This window comes from Frigoribacterium sp. R86507, assembly GCF_044597695.1.
Classification (GTDB): Bacteria; Actinomycetota; Actinomycetes; order Actinomycetales; family Microbacteriaceae; genus Frigoribacterium.
Map to the genome: position 1 here is coordinate 2,233,056 of NZ_CP139002.1, position 21,920 is coordinate 2,254,975.

Here is a 21,920-nt window from a genome sequence, read left to right on the forward strand (position 1 = left end):
CCGCCGCCTGGCCGGTGAGTCCGGCGCACGCCCCGGCACTCAAGGCGACCACCAGCAGGACCTGCCCGGCGGCCAGGACGCCCACCCGCGCCACGACCACGAGTCCTACCGCGACGACGCAGACGACGAGGGCGACCGCGGCCACGACGGGCAGCAGCCCGGGCCGGGTCGAGCCGACCGCGAGCCCCACCCACGCCACGGCCACGGGCACCCCGAGCCGCAGGTCGAGCACGCGACCGGGCGTCACACCCGCACCCGGTCGCGCAACTTCTCGAGCGTCTTCGGACCGATGCCGGGCACCCCGAGCAAGTCGTCGACACTGCGGAAGCGCCCGTTCTCGTCGCGCCACGACAGGATGGCCGCCGCGGTGGCCGGCCCCACCCCGGGCAACGTCTGCAACGCGGCGTCGTCCGCGAGGTTGAGGTCGACCGCCCCGGCACCCGATGCCGCCCCACCCCCGGTCACCGGTCCGTCCGCCGCCGCGTCCCCACCGGCCGCCATCCCGTCGTCCACGCTCTCGCCCACGGCCGGCACCCGGAGCTGCTCGCCGTCGACGAGCACCCGCGCGAGGTTGACGGCCGCCTGGTCGGCCTCGGCCGTGAACCCGCCGGCCGCGGCGACCACGTCGACCACGCGGGCGCCGTGCGGCAGCTCGTACAGGCCGGGCGCCGCCACCCGGCCGTGCACGTGCACGAAGACGACCGGAGCACCCCCGGGAGGCGCGGTGCCGGCCCCTGTGCCGGCCTCGGCCCCGGTGCTCGTCTCGACGGTCACGAGTTCGTCCGCCGCGCCTCCTCGGGTGGCGAACGCCGACACGGCGACACTCACCGCCAGCACGACGAAGAGCAGGACGACGACCGCCCCGAGCCCCACGCGCCATCTCGGGCCACCCGGTTCGGACGGGTCGACGGCGGTGCGGAAGCTGACGGTCATGACCCGTCACGGTACGAGCGCGCGTCCGCCCGCACGGACGACGACGGCCGCCCTGGGGAACCAGGACGGGCGTCGACGGGGTGGGGACGAGACGCGTCCCGGGCGGCTACTTCACCGCGATGTTCACCAGGCGCGGCGCCCGCACGATGACGTTGACGATCTGCTTGTCACCGATCGCGCGCTGCACGGCCGCGGACTCGCGTGCGAGCGCCTCGAGCTCGTCGGAGCCGATCTTGGGCGACACCTCGAGCCGGTCGCGCACCTTGCCGTTGACCTGGACGACCGCGGTGACGCTCGTCTCGACGAGCAGCGTCGGGTCGGCCTTGCGCCAGCCGTACGTGGCGAGGGCGCCGCCGTCGTAGCCGAGCTTCTCCCACATCTCGGAGGCGGTGTAGGGAGCGAACAGCGACAGCCCCAGCGCGACGGTCTCGGTCGCCTCGCGCACGGCCGGGTCGGACGCGCCGGGACCCGAGTCGATCGCCTTGCGGACGGCGTTGGTGAGCTCCATCAGGCGCGCGACGACGACGTTGTACTTGAACGCCTCGCTAAGCCCCGGGGCCTCGGCGAGGAACCGGTGCGTCACGCGGCGCAGGGCCTGGTCGCCGTCGGCCCACACGACGTCGCGCGAGCTGTCGACGTCGCTCGCGAGACGGAACGCCCGAGCCAGGAACTTGGCCGAGCCGGCGGGCGAGACGTCGGCCCAGTCGATGTCGTCCTCGGGCGGGCCGGCGAAGGCCATCGTCAGGCGGATGGCGTCGACGCCGTGCTTGTCGATCTCGTCGGAGAGGCTGACGACGTTGCCCTTGCTCTTGCTCATCTTCGCGCCGTCCTGCAACACCATGCCCTGGTTCAGCAGCGCGCTGAAGGGCTCGGTGAAGTCGACGTGGCCGAGGTCGAAGAGCACCTTGGTGATGAAGCGCGCGTAGAGCAGGTGCAGGATGGCGTGCTCGACGCCTCCGACGTACTGGTCGACCGGGGCCCACTTGCTGGCCTGGGCCGGGTCGAAGGCCCGGTCGGAGTCGGTCGGGTCGAGGAACCGCAGGAAGTACCAGGAGCTGTCGACGAACGTGTCCATCGTGTCGGCGTCGCGGCGCGCCGGTGACCCGTCACGCGGGTCGGGTACGTTCACCCAGTCCTCGGCGGCACCGAGCGGCGAGCTGCCCTTGGGCTTGAGGTCGAGCCCCTCGGTCGACGGCAGCCGGACCGGCAGCTCGTCGTAGGGCACCGGCACCTCGACGCCGTCGGCGCCGTGCACGATCGGGATGGGCGTGCCCCAGAATCGCTGACGTGAGATCAGCCAGTCGCGCAGGCGGTACGTCTTGGCCGCCTTGCCGTCGCCGGAGGCCTCGAGCAGCTCGACGACGCGCTTGATCGCGTTCGACTTGCTGAGGCCGGTCAGGGCGCCCGAGTTCATCAGTCGACCGTCACCGGTGAGGGCCACGCCGGTCTCGCGGGGGTTCAGGTCGGGCAGGTCGTCGGGCAGGATCGCCTGGCCGTCCTCGTCGAGCTCGAGCTTGGGGATCACGCCCGTGACGGGCGCGTTCGTGTCGACCACGACGCGCACCGGCAGGTCGTACTTGCGGGCGAAGTCGAGGTCGCGCTGGTCGTGCGCGGGTACGGCCATGACCGCGCCGTGGCCGTAGTCGGCCAGCACGTAGTCGGCGGCCCAGACCGGCATCGGGTCACCGGTGAGCGGGTTGACCGCGACCCGGCCGAGCGGCACGCCGGTCTTGGGGCGCTCGCTCGACTGGCGCTCGATCTCGGTCGCCTTCTGCACCTCGACGAGGTACTCGGCGAAGGTCGCCTTGACGTCGTCCGTCGCGTCGGCCACGAGCTCGGCCGCGAGGTCGGAGTCGGGGGCGACGACCATGAAGGTCGCGCCGTACAGGGTGTCGGGACGCGTGGTGAAGACCGTGACCTTCTCGTCACGGCCCTCGATCGTGAAGTGCACGTCGGCACCGATCGAGCGGCCGATCCAGTTGCGCTGCATGTTGAGCACCTTGGTCGGCCAGCGGCCCTCGAGCTGGTTGAGGTCGTTGAGCAGGCGGTCGGCGTAGTCGGTGATCTTGAAGTACCACTGCGTCAGCTTCTTCTTGACCACGACGGCACCCGACCGGTCGCTCGTGCCGTCGGGCAGCACCTGCTCGTTGGCGAGCACGGTCTGGTCGACCGGGTCCCAGTTGACCCAGCTGTCTTTTCGGTAGGCCAGACCCTTCTTGTACATCTCGAGGAACAGCCACTGGTTCCACTTGTAGTACTCGGGGTCGCTCGTGTGCAGCACCCGGCTCCAGTCGAAGGAGGGGGCGTAGAGCTTCATGCTCTGCTTCTGCTGCGCGATGTTGGCATAGGTCCACTCGCGGGGGTCGACGCCGCGCTTGATGGCCGCGTTCTCGGCGGGCAGGCCGAAGCTGTCCCAGCCGATCGGGTGCAGCACGTTGAAGCCCTGCTGGCGCCAGTACCGCGTCACCATGTCGCCGAGCGCGTACTGCTCGGCGTGACCCATGTGCAGGTCGCCCGAGGGGTACGGGAACATGTCGAGGATGTACTTGCGGGGCCGCTTGTCGTCGGGGTCGACGACGAACGGCTGCTCGGCGTCCCACCGGGCCTGCCACTTCTCTTGCAGGCGGGCGACGTCGTACTCGCGTTCGGGCACGCCGTCGTGGGGCGGGGTGGCCGAGGAGGCGTCGGTCGCGGTCGTGTCGTGCTCGTGTGCCACGGGGCTCTCATTCACTGCTGGCAGTCGGTGCGGTGGGTGCGGATCGCCCGCGCGAGGGCACGGCGACGTGCGCTGGGCTCAGCGATCCTCGCCAAGGCTACCGAACGGCGCGCCCCGTCACGACATGCGCACCGGGGCCCCGTCGGCGGCACCGACGCCGAGCACGGCGAGCAGGGCCGACGCCTTGAGCTCGACCTCGTCGCGTTCGTCGACCGGCACCGACGAGATGGTGATGCCGCCGCCCACGCCGACGCGCGCACCCGCCGATCGCGCGGGCCGTCCCGCACTCGCCGCCCGGGCACCGTGCACCACGATCGAGCGGATGGTCATCGCGAGGCTCGCCGAGCCGTCCCGTCCGAGCCAGCCCGTCGCGCCCGAGTAGACCCCCCGGGGTGCCCCCTCGAGGTCGGCGAGCAGTTCGACGGCTCGACGTTTCGGCGCGCCGGTCATCGACCCGGCCGGGAAGGCCGCTTCGACGACGTGGGCCGCGGTGCACCCCGCCCCGAGTCGGGCCCGGACCGTGCTGACGAGCTGATGGACGTGCTCGAACGAGTGGACGGCGAGCAGCTCGGACACCTCGACCGTGCCGAGGCGGGCCACCCGGGCGAGGTCGTTGCGGACCAGGTCGACGATCATGACGTTCTCGGCGCGCTCCTTCTCGCTCTCGACGAGCTCGCGCGCGAGCACCGTGTCGTCGGCGCCCGACCCGCGGCGTCGTGTGCCCTTGATCGGCGACGACGACACCCGGCCGTCGGTCGTCACCTCGACGAACGACTCGGGCGACGCCCCGACGACGGCCACGTCGCCGATGCGCAGGAACGAGGCGTGCGGAGCCGGCGAGGACCGACGGAGGCGCGCGAAGGCCTCGAGCGCGTCCACAGGACCGTCGACGTCGACCGCCGTCGTCAGGCAGAGCTGGTAGGCCTCGCCGGCCTCGATGGCCCGCCGGCAGCCCTCGATCAGGTCGAGGTACTCGTCGGGACGGTGCCGCCAGCGGACGGAGGGCGGGGCGGAGCCCACCGAGGAGGCGCGGGTCGCCCCGGGCACCGGGGGCTCCGGCGGCACGTCGGCCCAGGTCTCGGCCACCGAGAGGGGCCACGGGTCGCCGGCCCGCGCGACGGCCTCGACCGAGCGTGCGGCGTGGTCGAAGACCAGGGCGCGGTCGACGTCGAGCAGGGCGAGGTCGGCGGGGTCTCCGTCGGCGGCGACGGTCGAGGCGGTGGCCGCCGGGCGGTGCCCCTCGGTGGCGTCACGGTCCAGCAGTCGGCAGCCGAAGCCGTAGCCGAGCCAGCCGGCCCAGCCGAGCGGGTGGCTGTCGGGCTCGACGTCGGCCAGGTCGTCGCGCACCTCGTGCCAGAGCCGGTCGGCGCCACCGTCGCGGACGTCGCCCGTCCGGGCCGGGCCCCACCCGACGACGGACCGGCCCCGGGTGGCGTCCACCCCGGCGTCGCGCCAGACGACGTCGCCGGTCGCGGCCAGGTGCCGGACGACGGCCTCGGGGTCGCGCCACGGCAGGGAGGATCGGACGACCGCGGGGCGCATACCCTTGATCCTATGAGTGGAGCCCCGACCCGATGAGTGCCGAGCGGCCGGGAGGCGACGTGCTGCACGTCTGGCAGGGCGACGAGCTGACGACGCGCGGGGACGGGGCGACGGGCGAGGCCGACCCGCGCCTCCTGGTGGCCGACTCGTGGCTGGTCGACGAGGGCTCGGCGCTCGCGCTCGACGTGCACCGCGACCGGTTCGCCGGCTCGGTCGCCGAGGTGGCCGGGGGGCCCGACGCGGACGAGGTCTCGGCGTTCTGGACGGCGGCCGTGGGGGTCCTGCCCCGGACGGGCGCCTGGTTCCCGCGCGCCGAGCTCGTCGCCGGCGACGGAACCGACGACGGAACCGACGACGACGGACGGGCACGGCTGCGGCTGCGCCTCCGGCCCGCTCCCCCGCGCCGCCGATCGGTCGTCCTCGCGACGGCCGATCGTGACCCCCGCACGCAGCCCACGGTCAAGGGCCCCGACCTCGCGGCCCTCGGATCGCTCGTCGCCGACGCCCGGTCCCGAGGGGCCGACGAGGCCGTGCTGCTCTCGCCCGAGGGGCACGTCGTCGAGGGCGCCTGGAGCTCGATCGTCTGGTGGCGCGGCGACGCCCTCTGCCTGCCGGCGGACGACCTGCCCCGCCTCCCGGGTGTGACGGTCCGCAGCCTGACGACGCTGGCCGCCGTCCTCGGCGTCGACGTGCTGCACGACCACACGCGGCCGGACGAGCTCGACGGGTTCGAGGTGTGGAGCCTCAGCGCACTGCACGGCATCCGCATCGTCACCGGCTGGGTGGACGGCCCGGCCCCGGCCGAGGAACCCGGGCGCCTCGCGCTCTGGCGCGGCCGACTCGACCGCCTGCGACGACCGATCGGCGTCTGACCGCAGCCCGACGACGGCGGCCCGACGCCCGCGGCGACGTCGAGCGGCGACGTCGAGCCGTCACGCGTCGTCGTCGAGGGAGACACCGGACTCGAGGTCGGACCCGACCTCGACCTCGCTCAGCCTGCCCGCCTCGATGCGCACGCGACGCGTCACCAGCTCGGCCGGCACCTCGACGTGCGAGATCACGACGACCGTCGAGCCGTCGTCGCGGGCCGTCGTGAGGACGTCGCGCACGAGCCGGCGCGCGGTCTCGGGGTCGAGTCCGGCGGTGGGCTCGTCGAGCACGAGCACCGGGAACCCCCGCAGGAGGGCACGGGCCAGCGAGATGCGCTGGGCCTGGCCGCCCGAGACGAGGACGCCCCGCTCGCCCACCGGCGCGTCGAGCCCGCCGCGCTCGGCCGCCCAGCGCCCCAGCCCGACGCGGTCCAGCACCGCGAGGAGGTCGTCGTCGGTGGCCGTGTCGCGGGCGAAGAGCAGGTTCTGCCGCAGGGACTCGTCGAAGAGGTAGGGCATCTGCTCGATGAGGCCGACCGTGGCCCGGACGGCGGCCGGGGCGAGGGTGGCGGTGTCGACTCCCCCGACCTCGTAGCGACCCGTGTGCTCGACGAACCGGGCCAGCACCGAGGCCAGGGTGGTCTTGCCGGCGCCGCTCGGGCCCTCGACCACGAGGCGGTCACCCACGGCCACGTCGAGGTCGACGCCGCGGAGCGCGGGGCCCGCCGCCCCCGGCCACGTCGCCGAGACGCCGCGCAGACGCAGGGCGGGCGCGGGGGCCGACACGGCGGAGCCGTCCGACCGGGCGAGCTCGAGCGTGCCGGCGTCCGACCCTCCGACGGCCTCGTCGTCGACGACACCGGCCGGCACCTCGACCGGCACCGCCGACTCGACGCGGTCGCCGCTCGCCCGGACGCGACGCCAGGCCAGCACGGCCGTCGGGACGGCTCCCACGACCTCGAAGACGGCGAGGGGCACGAGGGCGACCAACGCGAAGGCCGGGCCGGTCAGCCCGCCCGAGGCGACGTCGGGCGCGACGACGGGGATCGTCGCGAGCACGGCGGCGCCCGACAGCGCCGAGAGCACGGCGGCGACGACGCCCCCGGTCAGGGCCCGACGCGAGGAGGCGTGGCGCAGGTCGTCGTCGAGCCCCGCGACCCGGCCGAGCTGGCGGTCCACCGCCTCGAACGCGACCAGCACGTCGAGGTTCTGCACGAGGTCGACGACGGCGGCCGAGAGCGCCCCCCGCCGGTCGGCGAGGGTGCGCTCGCTGCGGCGGGCGAGCCGGTCGGCCGCGACGCAGCCGACGACGAACGCGACGACGAGTGCGCCCGCCAGGACGACGGCCGCCGCCGGGGACACGAGGGCGACGCCGACGACCGCCACGACGGAGGTCAGACCCGACACCACGAGCGGCTGCACGACCCGGAGGGGCAGGTCCTGCAGCGCGTCGACGTCGCCGACGACGCGCGCCAGCAGGTCGCCGCGATCCGTGCGGCCCAGACCCGCCGGGGCCACGCGGATCAGTCGCCGGTAGAGCTCGGTGCGGACCACCGCCAGTTGGCGGAAGGCCGCGTCGTGGCTCGACAACCGTTCGAGGTAGCGGAAGACCGCCCGGGTCAGGGCGAAGGCGCGGACGCCGACGACGGCGAGCGAGAGGTAGAGGATCGGCGGCTGCTCGGCGGCCCGCGTGATCAGGTACGCCGACGCGGCGAGCAACGCCACCGCCGACAGGGCGCTGAGCGATCCGAAGGCGATGCCGGGGGCGGCCCGGCGCGCACCGGGCTGGGCGGTGCGGAGCAGCGAGCGGGTCACGAGAGACCTCCGATCGGGACGACGACGTCGGCGGCGTCGCTCACGGCGCGGCGGTGCGTCACGACGACCACGGCGACGCCCGAGGCCGCGATGCGACGGAGGCCCTCGACGACCCGGGCCTCGGTGACGCGGTCGAGCGCCGACGAGGGCTCGTCGACCAGCAGGAGGCGCGCCCCGACCCGGTCGAGTCGGTACAGCGCCCGGGCCACCGACACCCGCTGCGCCTGGCCGCCGGACACCCCCTGGCCGCCGGCCCCGAGCACGAGCGCCGGGTCGAGGCCGGCCGCGCCGGCCAGGTCGAGGGCGCGCACGACGGCCTCGGTGTCGGGCTCACCCGCGTCGCCCAGGGCGACGTTCTCGGCGACCGTGCCCGACGACAGCATCGGCGACTGGCCCGACCAGGCGATCTCGTGGCGGACGGGGGCACGGCCCGACGAGCGCCAGACCACCCGGCCCTCGCACGGTTCCAGCCCCAGCACCGCGTCGAGCAGGGTGGACTTCCCGGCACCGCTCGGGCCGACGACTGCGGTGACGCGACCCGTCTCGGCGACGAACGAGGTCTCGGCCAGCCGCACCGCGCCTCCTCGGCTCACCGAGACCCGGTCGACGACGAGCGCGTCGGCCTCGACGCGGGGCTCGGCCCGGTCGACGACGAGCGCGTCGGCCTCGACGCGGGGCTCGGCCCGATCGGCGACGGTCGTCGACCCGGTCGGCCCGGTCGACCCGGTCGCCCGGGGTGCGACGTCGCCCGGCTCGTCGTCCAGCAGCTCGAAGACGTCCTCCGCCGCCGCGACCCCGTCGGCCGCGGCATGGTAGTTGGCACCGACCTGGCGGAGGGGCAGATAGGCCTCGGGGGTGAGCAGCAGCACGAACAGCCCGGCGGTCAGCCCCATCGAGCCCTCGACGAGCCGGATGCCGATCGACACGGCGACGAGCGCGACCGACAACGACGCCGCGAGCTCGAGCACGAAGCCGCTGAGGAACGACACGCGCAGCACCTTGACCGTCTCGACCCGGTAGTCGTCGGTGAGGCGGCCGATCCGCTCGACCTGGCGCCGCTCACGACCGAACGCCTTGAGGGTCGACGCCCCGCCCACGGCGTCGGCGAACGACGAGGCGAGGTGCGTCAGACGGTCCCACTGCCGGTTCTGGGCGGTACGGGTCGTCCACCCGATCAACACCATGAAGACGGGGATCAAGGGCAACGTCAGCACGACGATCAGGGCCGACAACCAGTCGTGCAGCGCCATGACGACGATCAGCAGCGGCGTCGCGAGGGCCGTGAGCACCAGCTGCGGCAGGTAGCGCGCGAAGTACTCGTCGAGGGCGTCGAGCCCCGGGCCGACCAGGGTCGCGACGCGCGCCGAGGAGTGCCGGTCGACCCAGGCGCGCCCCCGGTCGGCGACTGCCCGGACGACCCGGGCCCGCAGCTGGCTCTTGACCTGCGCCGCGGCCCGCGCGGCCGTCACCTCGAGCGCCCACGCCACGAGCGACCGCGCCGCCACCGAGACGCCGAGTCCCAGCAGAGCGGTCGAGAGCCCGGAGGTGCTCCCCTCGACGACCTGGACCACGGCCGTCGTCGTGAACCAGGCCACGGCGACGATCGCGACCGTCTGCGCGAGGCCGAGCACGGCGCCGAGCCCGAGGAACACCCGAGCGGCGGAGGCGTAGCGCAGGAGGCGCGGGTCGAGCGGCTTCACGGACGCCGGCTCAGTGCGCGGCCGGGATCGCCGCACGGGTGATCCGTTTGCGGAAGATCCAGTAGGTGAAGCCCTGGTAGCCGAGGATGAGCGGGACGAAGACGAGGGCGACCCAGCTCATGATCGTCAGGGTGTAGGTCGAGCTCGACGCGTTGGCGATCGTGAGGCTGTTCGCCGGATCGTTGCTCGCCGGCATCACCCCGGGGAAGAGCGCCGCGAACAGGCTCGACACCGCCAGGGCGATCGTGACGGCCATGAGACCGAAGGACCGCCCCTCCCGCCCGCGCAGGTTCGCCACGAACGACGCGATCAACGTGACGGCGGCCACGGCCGAGAGGACGACCGACACGAGGGTCCCGTGCATCAGCGACGTCAGGGCCAGGAAGGCCGCGGCGACGACGATCGTGACGACCCCGGCTCGGGTGGCGAGACGCCGGGCCCGACCGCGGATCTCGCCCTCGGTCTTGAGCGTGACGAACACCACGCCGTGCGTGAAGAAGAGCAGCAGGGTCGTGAGGCCGCCCAGCAGGGCGTAGGGGTTGAGCAGGTCGAGCAACGTCCCGGTGTAGTCGTGCCCCTCGTCGAGCGGCACGCCCTGCACGACGTTGGCGAAGACGAGGCCCCAGACGAACGCCGGCACGGCCGAGCCGACGACGATCATGAGGTCGAAACGGCGCTTCCACGAGGACTCGGGGCGCTGGTGGCGGTACTCGAACGAGACGCCCCGCGCGATCAGGGCCAGCAGGATGAGCAGCATCAGGAGGTAGAAGCCGCTGAACAGCGTGGCGTACCACTCGGGGAAGGCGGCGAACAGGAACGCGCCGGCGACGATGACCCAGGTCTCGTTGAGGTCCCAGACCGGCCCGATCGTGTTGATCAGCACTCGCCGGTCGGTGTCGTCGCGCCCGAGGAAGGGCAGCGACATGCCGACCCCGAAGTCGAAGCCGTCGAGCACGAAGTAGCCGACGAAGAAGAAGCCGAGGATGACGAACCACAGGGTGGGGAGGTCCATGGTCAGAGCCTTTCTCGCGTCGGTTCAGTGGGGGTCGTGGGCATCAGTAGACCGTCGCCTCGTGGCGGATCTCGCCCGACACGGGGTCGGGCTCGGGGGCGTCGGCCGGCCCCTGCTGGGCGGCCTTGACGATGAGCTTGAACTCGACGACCGCGAGCGTGCCGTAGATCAGGGTGAAGGCGACGAGCGAGATGAGCACCGTCAGGCCGGTGACCCCGGGCGAGACGCCGTCCTCGGTCTTGAGCAGCCCGAAGACGAGCCAGGGCTGCCGACCCATCTCGGTGAAGACCCAGCCGACGATCATCGCGAGGAGGGGCATCGGGTAGCTGAAGACCGCGGCCCGCCACACCCACTTGTTCTGCGGCAGGCGCCCCTTGCGGGTGATCCAGAGGCCGACAAGCGAGACGAGGACGCTGACCATGCCGAGGCCCATCATCCAGCGGAAGGACCAGTAGGTGACCCAGATGATCGGGGTGTAGTCGCCCGGACCGTAGAGCTGCACGTACTGCTCCTGGAGGTCGTTGATCCCCTCGACCGTGCCGTCGAACGTGTGCGTCGACAGGAACGACAGCAGGTACGGCACGCGGATGCTGAAGAGCTCGTGCACCCCGTCGGGCGTGCCCAGGGTGAAGATCGAGAACGAAGCGTCGGCGCCGGTGCTGGTCTTGTACAGCGCTTCTGCGGCCGCCATCTTCATGGGCTGGGTCTCGACCATCGCGAGGCCGAGCTGGTCGCCCGTGATGAAGGTGAGCGCGCCGGCGGCGACCATCGTCCAGAGGCCGAAGCGCAGGGCCGGACGCATCGTCTCGAGGTGCTGGTTGCGAGACAGGTGCCAGGCGGCGACCGCGACGATGACCGCGGCCGAGACCATGAAGCAGGCGAAGATCGTGTGCGGGAACGCGGCGAGGGCCACCTTGTTGGTCAGCACCTCCCAGATGCTGGTGAGCTCGGCCCGACCCTTCTCCTCGTTGATGTCGTAGCCGACCGGGTTCTGCATGAAGGCGTTCGCGGCGATGATGAAGTACGCCGAGAGGATGCTGCCGACGGTGGCGCCCCAGATGCTCAGCAGGTGCAGTTTCGGCGGCACCTTGTCCCAGCCGAAGATCCAGATGCCGATGAAGGTCGCCTCGAGGAAGAACGCGAGCAGGCCTTCGAGGGCGAGCGGGGCGCCGAACACGTCGCCGACGAAGCGCGAGTAGTCGGACCAGTTCATGCCGAACTGGAACTCCTGCACGATGCCGGTCACGACGCCCATGGCGAAGTTGATCAGGAAGATCTTGCCGAAGAACTGGGTCAGCTGCAGGTAGTGGATGCGGCCGGTGCGCACCCACGCCGTCTGGAAGACCGCCACCGTGAACGCCATGCCGATCGTGAGGGGCACGAACAGGAAGTGGTAGATCGTGGTGAGCCCGAACTGCCAGCGGGACAACAGCAGCGGGTCGAGCAGCTCGTTCATCGGGATGCGCCTTCTCCCTCGGGTGGTGGTGGTGGTGGTCGTGCGTCGCACCGTCGGGACGTGACGAGCTTAGATCCGTAGATGCACAACACCTGTCGTTTAGAGCATCCGGGCGCCGTGCACTCGCTGTGAATAGGCTCGGCCGGGTGAACGACGTGCTGACGACCCTGCTCGACCTGGTGCAGTCCGTCGACCCCGTGCTGAGGACGGTGCTGGCCGGCATCGCGATGGTGCTCGAGACCTCGGTGCTCCTCGGCCTGATCGTGCCGGGCGACACGGTGGCGATCGTGTCGGCGACGGCCGTGGCGTCACCGTTCGAGTTCGGGGCGCTCGTGGTCGCCCTCGTCCTGGGCGCCCTGGTGGGCGAGAGCGTCGGGTTCGCCCTCGGCCGCTTCTTCGGACCGAAGATCCGGGCGAGCGCGCTCGGCCGACGCCTCGGCGAGGCGAACTGGGTCCGGGCCGAGAACTACCTCGCCCGACGCGGCGGCATCGCCGTCTTCGTGTCGAGGTTCCTGCCGGTGCTGCACTCGCTGATCCCGCTGACCGTGGGCACGAGCCCGATGCGCTACCGGACATTCCTCACCTGGACGGCCCCCGCGTGCGTCCTCTGGGCGCTCGCCTACGCCTCCGTCGGCGCCGCGGCCGCGGGCAGCTACCGTGAGCTCGCGGACGGCCTGCACCAGGCCGGCTACGTCTTCGTCGGCATCATCGCCGTGTTCGTCCTGCTCGTCGTCGTCGTGAAGAAGGTCCTGCACCGCCGGGAGGAGCGCCACATGGCGCACCCCGCCGGGGACGCGGGCGACGACGCGTCCTGACCCGCGCCTCCTCGTGCTCGCCCTCGGGGCGGGGCCCAGGACGACGAAGAGCCCCGTTCCGCGGACGGAACGGGGCTCTTCGACGAGGGTGCCTAGCTGTCGAGCAGGCCCTTCTCGGTCAGGTAGTCCTTGGCGATGGTGGCCGAGGACTCCTTGTCGGTCTGGCTCTTCGAGTTGAGCTCTTGCAGGTCGGAGGCGCTCAGGACCGCGTCGACGCTGTCGATGACGTCCTGCGCGTCCGAGTCGACCTTGTCGGACACGATCGGGACCACGTTCTGCGGCAGGATCATGTTCTCGGGGTCCTCGAGGGTGACGAGGTCGTTCTCGGCGATCAACGGGCTGGCCGTGTAGATGTCGGCGAGCTGGACGCTGCCGTCGGTGAGGGCCTTGACCGTCAACGGGCCACCGCCGTCGTCGATCGGGGTCGAGGTGACGTCGACGCCGTAGATGCTCTTCAGGCCGGGAGGGCCGTAGGGGCGCTCGGCGTTCTCGGGCGGAGCACCCAGAGTCAGCGTGCCCGAGTAGTTCTTGAGGTCGGCCAGGCTCGTGATGTCGTTGTCCTCGGAGAACTCCTTCGTCACGTTGTAGCTGTCCTGGTCGGACGCCGCGGCGGCCTTCAACGCGGTCAGACCGTCGGGCAGGGCGGCGGCGAGGGCCGTCTCGACCTCTTCGGGCGACTTCGCCGTCTCTTCTTTGTCGTAGTACTGCAGCAGATTGCCGGTGTACTCGGGGAAGACGTCGATCTTGCCCGACTCGAGCTCGGGCAGGTAGACCTCGCGCTGACCGATCTGGTACTGACGGTCGACCTTGTAGCCCTTGGCCTCGAGCGCCTGGGCGTAGAGCTCGGCGATGATCTCGTTCGAGTAGTACTGCTGCGAGCCGATGACGAGCGTGTCGCCGTCGCCCGACGCGGACGAGTCGCCGGAGCTCAGCGGGTCGCTCGACGCGCACCCTGCCAGGGCCACCATGGCCCCGATCGCGACTGCGCCGAGAACGGTGAGCCGGCCCTTCTTGTTCGCTGTGATCACTGTGTGCCTTTCGTGAGGGGTGTTGCCGTGACCGCCCCGGGCCGGACGGCCTTGGAACGGGTGTCGGAGGGGCGTCCGGCCGTGACCCCGGCGGGGACGACCAGGCGCTGGACGATCGAGAAGAGGATCTCGAGGACGACCGCGAGGGCGATGACGAGGATGGAGCCCGCCAGCATCTTCGGGTAGTCGTTCGCCCGCAGGCCCGTGATGATGTAGCTGCCGAGACCACCTGCGCCGACGAAGGTCGCGAGGGTCGCCGTCGCGACTACCTGGAGGACGGCCGACCGGATGCCGCCGATCAGGAGGGGCAGCCCCAGGGGCACCTCGACCTTCGCCATGATCTGCCACTCGGTCATGCCGACAGCCCGCGCCGCGTCGACGGTCTTGCGGTCGACGGCCTCGAACCCCGAGTAGGCACCGGCGAGCACGGACGGGATCGCCAGGATGACGAACGAGATGATCGGCGCGGTGAGGCCGATGCCGACGGACAGGGCGATCAGGGTGATGACGCCGAAGGAGGGCAGGGCTCGCGCGCCACCCGAGATCGAGACCGCGATCGACCGACCACGGCCGGTGTGTCCGATGAGGTAACCGACGGGGATCGCGATCACCGAGGCGATCACCACCGAGAGAGCGCTGTACCAGAGGTGTTGGCCCAGTCTCGTGGGGATGCCGTCGGCACCGGTCCAGTGGACCGGGTCAGCGAGCCAGGCGAACGCCTCGACGAAGAAGTTCACGGCAGCACGACCTTCTGGCGGGTCCGCGAGGGAGGAGCCACCGGCTTGAGCCGGGCGTCCTTGCGGCTCCAGGGCATGAGGACGCGCCCGAGGAGCACGAGCAGGAAGTCCAGCACGAGGGCCATGACGATGGTCAGCACAATCCCCGCCACGATCTCGGCGGTGATGTCGCGCTGGAAACCGTCGATGAAGAGGAGCCCGAGACCGTTCACGCCGAGCACGCCGCCGACGGTGGCCAGGCTCACCGTGCTCACCACCACGACCCGCAAGCCGGCGAGCATGACCGGACCCGCAAGGGGGAACTCGACCCGCCAGAACCGTTGCCAGGACGAGTAGCCCACGGCCGTCGCCGACTGCGTGACATCCGCCTCGACGGCGGCGAGGGCGTCGGCCACCGATCGCACCATGAGTGCGATGCCGTAGAGGGTGAGCCCGATGACGATGTTGACGGGACTGCGCAACGAGGTGCCAAAGACCACCGGCAGGGCGATGAGGAGAGGCAGCGACGGGATCGCGTAGAAGAGACCGGCGACCGTGAGGATGCCCCGCGACACCCGGTACCGGTTCGCGAACCAGCCGATCGGCAGCGAGATGACGAACGCCAGGATGACCGGCGGCACGCTCAGGCCCAGGTGCACGATCGTCTTGTCGAGGATGTAGTCGCTGTTGGACCAGATCCAGTTCACGACGTCCGCCCACCTCGGACCGGTTCGGTCAGCACACCGGCGGTGCGTCCGTCGCCGTCGACCACCACCTGACCGGTCGGGGTCTGTTCGACGTGCAACGCTCGCTTGCCCCGGTTGGCACCGATGAACTCGGCGACGAAGTCGGTCGCCGGAGCCGAGAGGATCTCGGCGGGAGTGCCCTGCTGGGCGATCTGGCCGCCCTTCTCGAGGATGACGACCTGGTCGCCCAGGTAGAAGGCCTCGTCGATGTCGTGCGTGACGAAGACGACGGTCTTGTCGAGTTCGCGCTGCAACCGGATGAGCTCTTGCTGCAGGTCGGACCGGACGAGCGGGTCGACGGCACCGAAGGGCTCGTCCATCAGCAGGATGTTCGGGTCGACGGCGAGGCCGCGGGCGACGCCCACGCGCTGTTGCTGCCCACCGGACAGTTGGCTCGGGTAGCGCTGGGCCAGGTCGCGGTCGAGCCCGACCGTGTCCATCAGCTCGAGGGCACGGTCGCGGGCGACCTTCTTGGACGTGCCCTTGAGCACCGGGACGGTGGCGATGTTGTCGACGACCTTGCGGTGCGGCAACAGGCCCGAGTTCTGCATGACGTAGCCGATGCTGCGGCGCAGTCGCACCGGCTCGAGATCGCCGATGGACTCGCCGTCGATCTCGATGACGCCGGACGTCGGGTCGACCATGCGGTTGATCATCCGCAGGATCGTCGTCTTGCCGCACCCACTGGACCCGACGAAGACCGTGGTCTTGCGCGACGGGATCACGAGGCTGAAGTCGTCGACCGCCAGGGTGCCGTCGGGGTACTGCTTCGTCACGGAACGGAACTCGATCATGGGTGGCTCATTCCTCGTGGGCAGCACGAATCGACACTTGCCAGGGCGTTCACCCAACCACAGATCTCGACGATGTGTCATCGACGCCGCCGGGGCCCCTGACGCCGGCCGTCACACGGCCCGCGAGGTCAGTGCGCGCCGACGAGGGGCTCGAGGTAGCCCGTCAGCACCGTGCGGCACTGGCCGACGAAGCGGTCGTCACCCTCGGCGTCGTCGATGAAGGCTCGCGCCAGCAAGGCGTTCGCGATCTCGACCGCCACCTGGAGGCCGAGCTCGAGTTCGTCGGTGCGCGGGACCGCGCAGTGCTCGACGAAGACCGCGAGCAACTGCTCGGCCAACGGGCTCGCGTACTGGCGCGTCTCGGGCGTGCGCACGTCGGGCGCGTCGGCGAAGCGAATGGCGCGGAAGCCGGGCTCGCTGCGGTACATCTCGGCCTTGGCGTCGACGAAGAGGTCGACGGCACGACGCCAGTCGGTGACGGCGTCGTCGGACACGGCCTCGCCGACCCGGACGGTCAGGCGCTGGACGGACCGCAGGGCGAGGGCGTCGACGACCGCGATGCGGTCGGGGAAGTAGCGGTAGACCGTGCCGATCGAGGCACCTGCCCGCTCGGCGACCATGGCCGTGGTCAGACGCTCGTAGCCGATCTCGTCGATGATGGCCGCGGCCGCGTCGAGCAGCCCGGTGAGGCGCGCGGAACTGCGAGCCTGGACGGGCTCGTTCCTGAGCAGCGGTGAACCCCCGGGCAGTGCGTCATTGACGTCGGTGACGAGCAACGTTTCTCCGTTTCGTGGCGATGCCTCGACGGGGTCGGGCACGGTGCGATGACGTCGGAAGGGGACCGAGGTGTCGGTCACCGGATGTCGGCGGCTGCCACCAGAATGGAGCGCATGTGCGGACGATTCGTGATGGCACGCGCCTCGAGCGACCTGGTGGCCCTGTTCGACGTCGATGTATCAGGAGACACTCTCCCAGAGCCTTCCTGGAATATCGCTCCGACTCGGCCGGTGAGTCTCCTGGTCGACGCGGCACCTCGAGGTGCCGACGCCGGGGGCCCGCCCGTCCGACGACTCGCGGCGGCCCGCTGGGGTCTCGTGCCCGGTGGCTCGGCGGGCCCCGACTCCGGTCCCCCGCTCTTCAACGCACGATCCGAGTCGGCCGCCGAGAAGCCGTCGTTCCGCGACGCCGTGGTCTCGCGCCGTGGCCTGGTCCCGGCGACGGGCTGGTACGAGTGGCAGACCCTGCCCGACGGCTCGAAACGCCCCGTCCTCGTGCGGCTGCCCGACGACGAGGTGGTCCTGTTCGGTGCGCTCTACGAGTGGTGGCGCGACCCGTCGGCCGAGGTCGGCGCCCCGTCTCGGTGGCTGCTGTCGACGACCGTGCTGACCCGCGCCTCCTCGGGTCCGGTGTCCGAGGTGCACGACCGCATGCCGGTGCTCGTCGGCACCGACGTCATGGACGACTGGCTCGACCCCGAGACCGAGGGCGACGACGACCTTGTGCAGGGCATCGCGGGCCTCAGCGACGAGATCGCCGAGCGCCTGCTGCACCACGAGATCGGCCCCGAGGTCGGTTCGTCGTCGGTCGACCACCCCGGTCTGCTCGCTCCCGTCGACTGACCCGCCCGTTCGACGACCCGTCGTGCGAGACTGAGCGGATGCCCGACACCCGCAAGGCACCGCCCGCCGCCGTCGAGCCCTTCCTCCACCGAGCGGCCCGCATCGAGAACTCGGTCCACCGCTTCCGCGAGAAGCGGGCCCGGCGTCGCGGACTCCTCCCCACGGTCGTGCCGTACACCGGCTACGGCGCCCCGGGATGGGCTCGGGTGCTGTCGCGCGTCCTGCTCACCCGGACGGGCACGCTGTCGGGCGTCGACCGCCTCAACGTCCGGGGGTGGCGCAGCTTCACGAGCGTGCCCGTCGAGAAGGCCCTGGTCGAGATCTCGCTCGGCGGTCGCGTCCAACGCGTCCAGGCCGACCGCGGCGGCGTGCTCGACGCTCGCATCGCCGTCGACCTCGAACCCGGCTGGCACGTCGCGACCCTGACCACCGAAGGGTCCGTGCCGGTCGAGGCGCCGATCTTCGTCATCGATCCGGAGGCGCGGTTCGGCATCGTCTCGGACATCGACGACACCGTGATGGTCACCTCGTTGCCCCGGCCGCTGCTCGCCGCCTGGAACACCTTCGTCCTCAACGAGCACGCCCGGCGCCCCGTGCCCGGCATGGCCGTGCTGTACGAACGCCTGAACGCGGCGAACCCCGGGTGCCCCGTCATCTACCTGTCGACGGGAGCCTGGAACGTGGCGCCGACGCTGTCCCGCTTCCTGTCCCGCAACCTGTACCCGAGCGGCGCGCTGCTGTTGACCGACTGGGGCCCCACCCACGACCGGATCTTCCGCAGCGGACGTCAACACAAACAGGAGTCCCTGCGCCGCCTGGCCGACGAGTTCCCCGAGCTCAAGTGGCTGCTCGTCGGCGACGACGGGCAGCACGACGAAGAGCTGTACGGGACGTTCTTGCACGACCACCCCGAGAACGTCGCCGCCGTGGCCATCCGCCAGCTGTCACCCAGCGAGGCCGTGCTGGCCGGTGGCCGGTCGCGGTCGGAGCACGCCGAGGGCAGCGACGTGGTCTGGGTGTCGGCACCCGACGGCGCCGGCCTGTGGGAGCAACTCCTCGACAACGGCGTGATCGACCGACCTTGACCGGTCGTGACGTTCTCGGAATAGTGGGATAGTCCCGTCTTCTGGGTGATATTTGCTGTTATCGTGGTTCATCCCGTGATTGGAGCATCGTGTTCGACGACGATCAGGCACCATCCGCGAGCGCACCCTCGCTCGTCTCGACCGACGAGCGTGAACGTCAGGTCGGCGAACAGGTCCGTCGCCTGAGGCTCGACCAGGGGCTCGACCAGGTCGAGCTCGCTCGACGTGCCGACCTGTCACCCAGCACGGTGCAGTCCCTCGAGGCCGGGCGGGGCAGCACCCTGCGCTCGCTCGTCCGCGTCCTGCGGGCCCTGGGTGCCGACGACGCCCTCGGGAACATCGCCCCGGCGAGCGCCGTCAGCCCGCTCGACGTGCTGCGGTCGTCGGGCGACGAGCCGCGACGTCGGGTGTACCGCCCGCGGGGCGCACGATCGTCGGGCGACGGCTCGTGAGCTGGGTCCCGGTCCGGGCGGTCGAGGTGACGGCGTGGGGCCTGCGGGTGGGGGCCGTGGCACTCGACCCGGGCCTCGGGGCGTACGTCTTCGAGTACTACCCGGACTGGGTGGCTCGGGGCATCGAGCTGGCGCCGCTGACGATGCCGGTCCGTACCCGACGACACGTCTTCCCGCAGCTGCCCGAGGCGACGTTCCACCGGCTTCCTGCCGTGCTGGCGGACGCGATGCCGGACGACTTCGGCAACGCGGTGATCGACGCCTGGTTGGTGCGGCAGGGGGTGTCGCGGCAGCAGGTGAGCCCGCTGGACCGGTTGGCGTACATGGCGGACCGGGCCATGGGGGCGTTGGAGTTCCGACCCTCGAGGGGGCCGCGTCAGCGGACGACGAGCGCGCTCGAGTTGAGCGCGCTCGTCGAGGGGGCGCGCAGCGTGCTGGACGCCAGCTTCAGCGACGACCACGAGACCGAGTCGGCGATCCGGTCCTTGATCCAGGTGGGGACGTCGGCGGGTGGGGCGCGGGCGAAGGCGGTGGTCGCGTGGAACCGTGGGACGGGCGAGATCCGGTCGGGTCAGTTGGCGGCTCCGGACGGGTTCGAGCACTGGTTGATCAAGTTGGACGGGTTGGGCCCGGACTCCGAGTTGGGGTCGGGCGGCCTCGCCGGTCGGGTCGAGTACGCGTACTCGCTGATGGCGGGGGCGGCGGGGATCGACATGGCCGAGTGCCGGTTGCTCGACGAGAACGGGCGCTCGCACTTCATGACGCGTCGGTTCGACCGTCGGGTCGAGGGCAAGGCGCACGTCCTGACGCTGTGCGGGGCGGCCCATCTCGACTTCCGGCAGCGACAGGCGCACGACTACGGGCAGCTGTTCGACGTGGTCCGTCGCCTGGGGCTGGGCGACGAGGCGATGGCGCAGGCGTTCCGCCGGATGGTCTTCAACGTGCTGGCGGCCAACAACGACGACCACACGAAGAACTCGTCGTTCCTGCTGGCGGGGCCCGGGGCGTCGTGGGGGCTATCGCCCGCGTACGACGTGACGTTCGCGCACAACCCGACCGGGCGGTGGACGTACCAGCACCTCATGGGGGTGGACGGCGTGTACCGCGACGTCTCGCGGGCCGACGTGATGCGCCTGGCCGACCGCTTCCTGGTGCGGGACGCGTCGGGCATCGTCGACGAGGTGCGTGACGCGGTGCGGCGGTGGCGGTCCTTCGCCGACGTGGCCGGCCTGCCCCGCGAGGCGGTCGCCCACGTCGAGGAGGCGCTGCCCGGCTGGTGAGACCGCGTGCGACCCCGGCGCCTCGGCTCCCCGCCCACAGAGGGGGTGGCCGATGTCGGTGGGGATTCGTAGACTCCGTTCGAACACACATTCGAACGAGAGGTCGGCAGATGAGGGTGGACGAGAAGGTCCCGGTCGAGACGACCGCCGACGGGGCGCCCCTGCGCTTCGAGTGGCGGGGGGTCGTGTACGGCGTCGTCAGCTCGCCCGAGCTCTGGGTCACGCGCACCGACTGGTGGCGGTCGGCGACCCGGGCACCGCGCGGGGCGAGCGCACACCTGCTCGAGATGACGGTCTGGCGGGTCGACGCGGTGCCGCTCACCGACGGCGCCCACCGGGTCGACGGCACCTTCGACCTGGCGCTCGACGGCCGAGGCGACTCGTGGTTGCTGCTCGGGGTGTTCGACGACCGGGTCGAGCAACAGCTCTTCGCCTGACCCCCGGCGGCGGACACCGGGGCGGCGACACCGAGGCCGTGCCACCGAGGCCGTGCCACCGAGGCTGTGCCATCCGGGGCTGTGCCATCCGGGAATGGCCCTCGTGCCACACTCGTTGCAGCACCAGGCGCCCTGCGCCTCGGGGACGCCGTGGTCCCGCACCACCCGCCTCCCCGACCGAAGAGAGCCTCCCGATGAATCCGTTGCTGTGGTTGTTCGACGCCCAGTTGCACATCGGCGACCAGACGATCCTCTGGCGCGAGGTGGTGGGCAACGTCTTCGGTCTGCTTAGCGCCCTCGGCGGCATGCGACGCAAGGTCTGGGCCTGGCCGATCGGCATCGTGGGCAACGCGCTGCTGTTCACCGTCTTCCTCGGCGCGGTGTTCGACACCCCGAACCCGGTGAACCTGCTCGGGCAGGCCGCACGCCAGGTGATGTTCATCGTCGTGTCGATCTACGGCTGGTACCGATGGAAGCACGCCGGCGACACCGGCGGCGTGGCCGTCGAGCCCCGCTGGGCGGGGTGGAAGAACCGGGTGCTGATCGTCGTCGGCCTGGTCGGCGGCACCGCCCTGCTGACTCCCGTCTTCCGCCTGCTGGGGTCGTACGAGCCCGTCTGGGCCGACGCCTGGATCTTCACGGGGTCGCTCCTCGCCACCTACGGCATGGCCAAGGGCTGGGTCGAGTTCTGGTTGATCTGGGTCGCGGTCGACCTCGTCGGCACTCCCCTGCTGTTCAGCGCCGGCTACTACGCGTCGGCGTTCATGTACGTCTTCTACGGCGCCTTCACCCTCGCGGGGTTCGCCGTCTGGGCTCGCACCCGGCGACAGAAGCCCAAGGTCGAGACGCTCTGGCCCGACCCGACGCTGCAACGCTGACCGCTGACCCCTGGGCCCTGGGCCCTG

The 21,920-nt window shown here is 71.5% G+C and carries 20 protein-coding genes; 8 read left to right on the forward strand and 12 right to left on the reverse strand.

Annotated features, from left to right (window positions below):
- Positions 1–243 precede the first annotated feature (243 nt).
- The 3 genes from SJY14_RS10560 to SJY14_RS10570 form a co-directional block, all read right to left on the reverse strand.
- Entirely contained in the window at positions 244–933 is a 690-nt protein-coding gene (locus SJY14_RS10560) for a ComEA family DNA-binding protein (RefSeq protein WP_396598860.1), read from the reverse strand.
- 106 nt (positions 934–1,039) lie between these two features.
- The gene (leuS, locus tag SJY14_RS10565) at positions 1,040–3,586 is read right to left on the reverse strand and encodes a leucine--tRNA ligase (RefSeq protein WP_396600269.1); all 2,547 of its coding nucleotides are present in this window, start codon (positions 3,584–3,586) and stop codon (positions 1,040–1,042) included.
- 180 nt (positions 3,587–3,766) lie between these two features.
- Positions 3,767–5,191 carry a chorismate-binding protein gene (locus SJY14_RS10570; protein ID WP_396598861.1) on the reverse strand — a complete coding sequence of 475 codons (1,425 nt, stop codon included), beginning with the start codon at positions 5,189–5,191 and terminating at the stop codon, positions 3,767–3,769.
- A 32-nt stretch (positions 5,192–5,223) separates the two neighbouring features.
- On the opposite strand from SJY14_RS10570, the gene SJY14_RS10575 reads away from it, so the two are divergent.
- The gene (locus tag SJY14_RS10575) at positions 5,224–6,063 is read left to right on the forward strand and encodes an aminotransferase class IV (RefSeq protein WP_396598862.1); all 840 of its coding nucleotides are present in this window, start codon (positions 5,224–5,226) and stop codon (positions 6,061–6,063) included.
- Between the two features lie 60 nt (positions 6,064–6,123).
- On the opposite strand, the gene cydC is transcribed toward SJY14_RS10575, so the two are convergent.
- Genes cydC through SJY14_RS10595 form a run of 4 tightly spaced genes read right to left on the reverse strand, consistent with a single transcriptional unit; the run spans position 6,124 to position 12,043 of the window.
- Positions 6,124–7,875: a thiol reductant ABC exporter subunit CydC gene (gene cydC / locus SJY14_RS10580; RefSeq protein WP_396598863.1), complete on the reverse strand. Its 1,752-nt coding sequence runs from the start codon at positions 7,873–7,875 to the stop codon at positions 6,124–6,126.
- Positions 7,872–9,575, reverse strand: coding sequence for a thiol reductant ABC exporter subunit CydD (cydD, locus tag SJY14_RS10585; protein ID WP_396598864.1), 1,704 nt, complete (start codon positions 9,573–9,575; stop codon positions 7,872–7,874). Before cydD ends, cydC begins: the two co-directional genes overlap by 4 nt.
- A gap of 10 nt (positions 9,576–9,585) precedes the next feature.
- Positions 9,586–10,587, reverse strand: coding sequence for a cytochrome d ubiquinol oxidase subunit II (gene cydB, locus SJY14_RS10590; protein WP_396598865.1), 1,002 nt, complete (start codon positions 10,585–10,587; stop codon positions 9,586–9,588).
- A 43-nt stretch (positions 10,588–10,630) separates the two neighbouring features.
- Positions 10,631–12,043, reverse strand: a complete 1,413-nt coding sequence (locus SJY14_RS10595; protein WP_071253804.1) for a cytochrome ubiquinol oxidase subunit I — start codon at positions 12,041–12,043, stop codon at positions 10,631–10,633.
- 146 nt (positions 12,044–12,189) lie between these two features.
- Here SJY14_RS10595 and SJY14_RS10600 point away from each other — a divergent pair, with 146 nt between their 5' ends.
- Positions 12,190–12,858, forward strand: a complete 669-nt coding sequence (locus SJY14_RS10600) for a DedA family protein (protein ID WP_396598866.1) — start codon at positions 12,190–12,192, stop codon at positions 12,856–12,858.
- A gap of 92 nt (positions 12,859–12,950) precedes the next feature.
- Here the strand turns inward: SJY14_RS10600 and SJY14_RS10605 are convergent, their stop codons facing one another.
- The 5 genes from SJY14_RS10605 to SJY14_RS10625 form a co-directional block, all read right to left on the reverse strand.
- Entirely contained in the window at positions 12,951–13,886 is a 936-nt protein-coding gene (locus SJY14_RS10605) for an ABC transporter substrate-binding protein (protein WP_396598867.1), read from the reverse strand.
- On the reverse strand, positions 13,883–14,623 hold the full coding sequence (locus tag SJY14_RS10610) for an ABC transporter permease (protein ID WP_071253810.1): 741 nt from the start codon (positions 14,621–14,623) through the stop codon (positions 13,883–13,885). The genes SJY14_RS10605 and SJY14_RS10610 overlap by 4 nt, the downstream gene beginning before the upstream one ends.
- On the reverse strand, positions 14,620–15,309 hold the full coding sequence (locus tag SJY14_RS10615; RefSeq protein ID WP_396598868.1) for an ABC transporter permease: 690 nt from the start codon (positions 15,307–15,309) through the stop codon (positions 14,620–14,622). Before SJY14_RS10615 ends, SJY14_RS10610 begins: the two co-directional genes overlap by 4 nt.
- A complete protein-coding gene (locus tag SJY14_RS10620) occupies positions 15,306–16,142 on the reverse strand; it encodes an ABC transporter ATP-binding protein (RefSeq protein WP_396598869.1) in 837 nt (278 codons plus the stop codon). The genes SJY14_RS10615 and SJY14_RS10620 overlap by 4 nt, the downstream gene beginning before the upstream one ends.
- Before the next feature lie 128 nt (positions 16,143–16,270).
- Entirely contained in the window at positions 16,271–16,918 is a 648-nt protein-coding gene (locus tag SJY14_RS10625; RefSeq protein ID WP_396598870.1) for a TetR/AcrR family transcriptional regulator, read from the reverse strand.
- A 132-nt stretch (positions 16,919–17,050) separates the two neighbouring features.
- Between SJY14_RS10625 and SJY14_RS10630 the strand changes: the two genes are divergently transcribed.
- From SJY14_RS10630 to pnuC, 6 genes are all read left to right on the forward strand, one after another.
- On the forward strand, positions 17,051–17,761 hold the full coding sequence (locus tag SJY14_RS10630) for an SOS response-associated peptidase (protein ID WP_396600270.1): 711 nt from the start codon (positions 17,051–17,053) through the stop codon (positions 17,759–17,761).
- Between the two features lie 38 nt (positions 17,762–17,799).
- The gene (locus SJY14_RS10635) at positions 17,800–18,846 is read left to right on the forward strand and encodes an App1 family protein (protein WP_071253818.1); all 1,047 of its coding nucleotides are present in this window, start codon (positions 17,800–17,802) and stop codon (positions 18,844–18,846) included.
- 89 nt (positions 18,847–18,935) lie between these two features.
- Positions 18,936–19,298: a helix-turn-helix domain-containing protein gene (locus SJY14_RS10640; protein WP_071253820.1), complete on the forward strand. Its 363-nt coding sequence runs from the start codon at positions 18,936–18,938 to the stop codon at positions 19,296–19,298.
- Positions 19,295–20,578 carry a type II toxin-antitoxin system HipA family toxin gene (locus tag SJY14_RS10645; protein ID WP_396598871.1) on the forward strand — a complete coding sequence of 428 codons (1,284 nt, stop codon included), beginning with the start codon at positions 19,295–19,297 and terminating at the stop codon, positions 20,576–20,578. Before SJY14_RS10640 ends, SJY14_RS10645 begins: the two co-directional genes overlap by 4 nt.
- Positions 20,579–20,688: 110 nt before the next feature.
- Positions 20,689–21,015 (forward strand): DUF6504 family protein, encoded by a 327-nt coding sequence (locus SJY14_RS10650; protein WP_055972315.1) that lies wholly within the window; start codon positions 20,689–20,691, stop codon positions 21,013–21,015.
- A gap of 194 nt (positions 21,016–21,209) precedes the next feature.
- Complete coding sequence (gene pnuC, locus SJY14_RS10655) at positions 21,210–21,893, forward strand: nicotinamide riboside transporter PnuC (RefSeq protein ID WP_396598872.1); 684 nt, start codon at positions 21,210–21,212, stop codon at positions 21,891–21,893.
- Positions 21,894–21,920 lie beyond the last annotated feature (27 nt).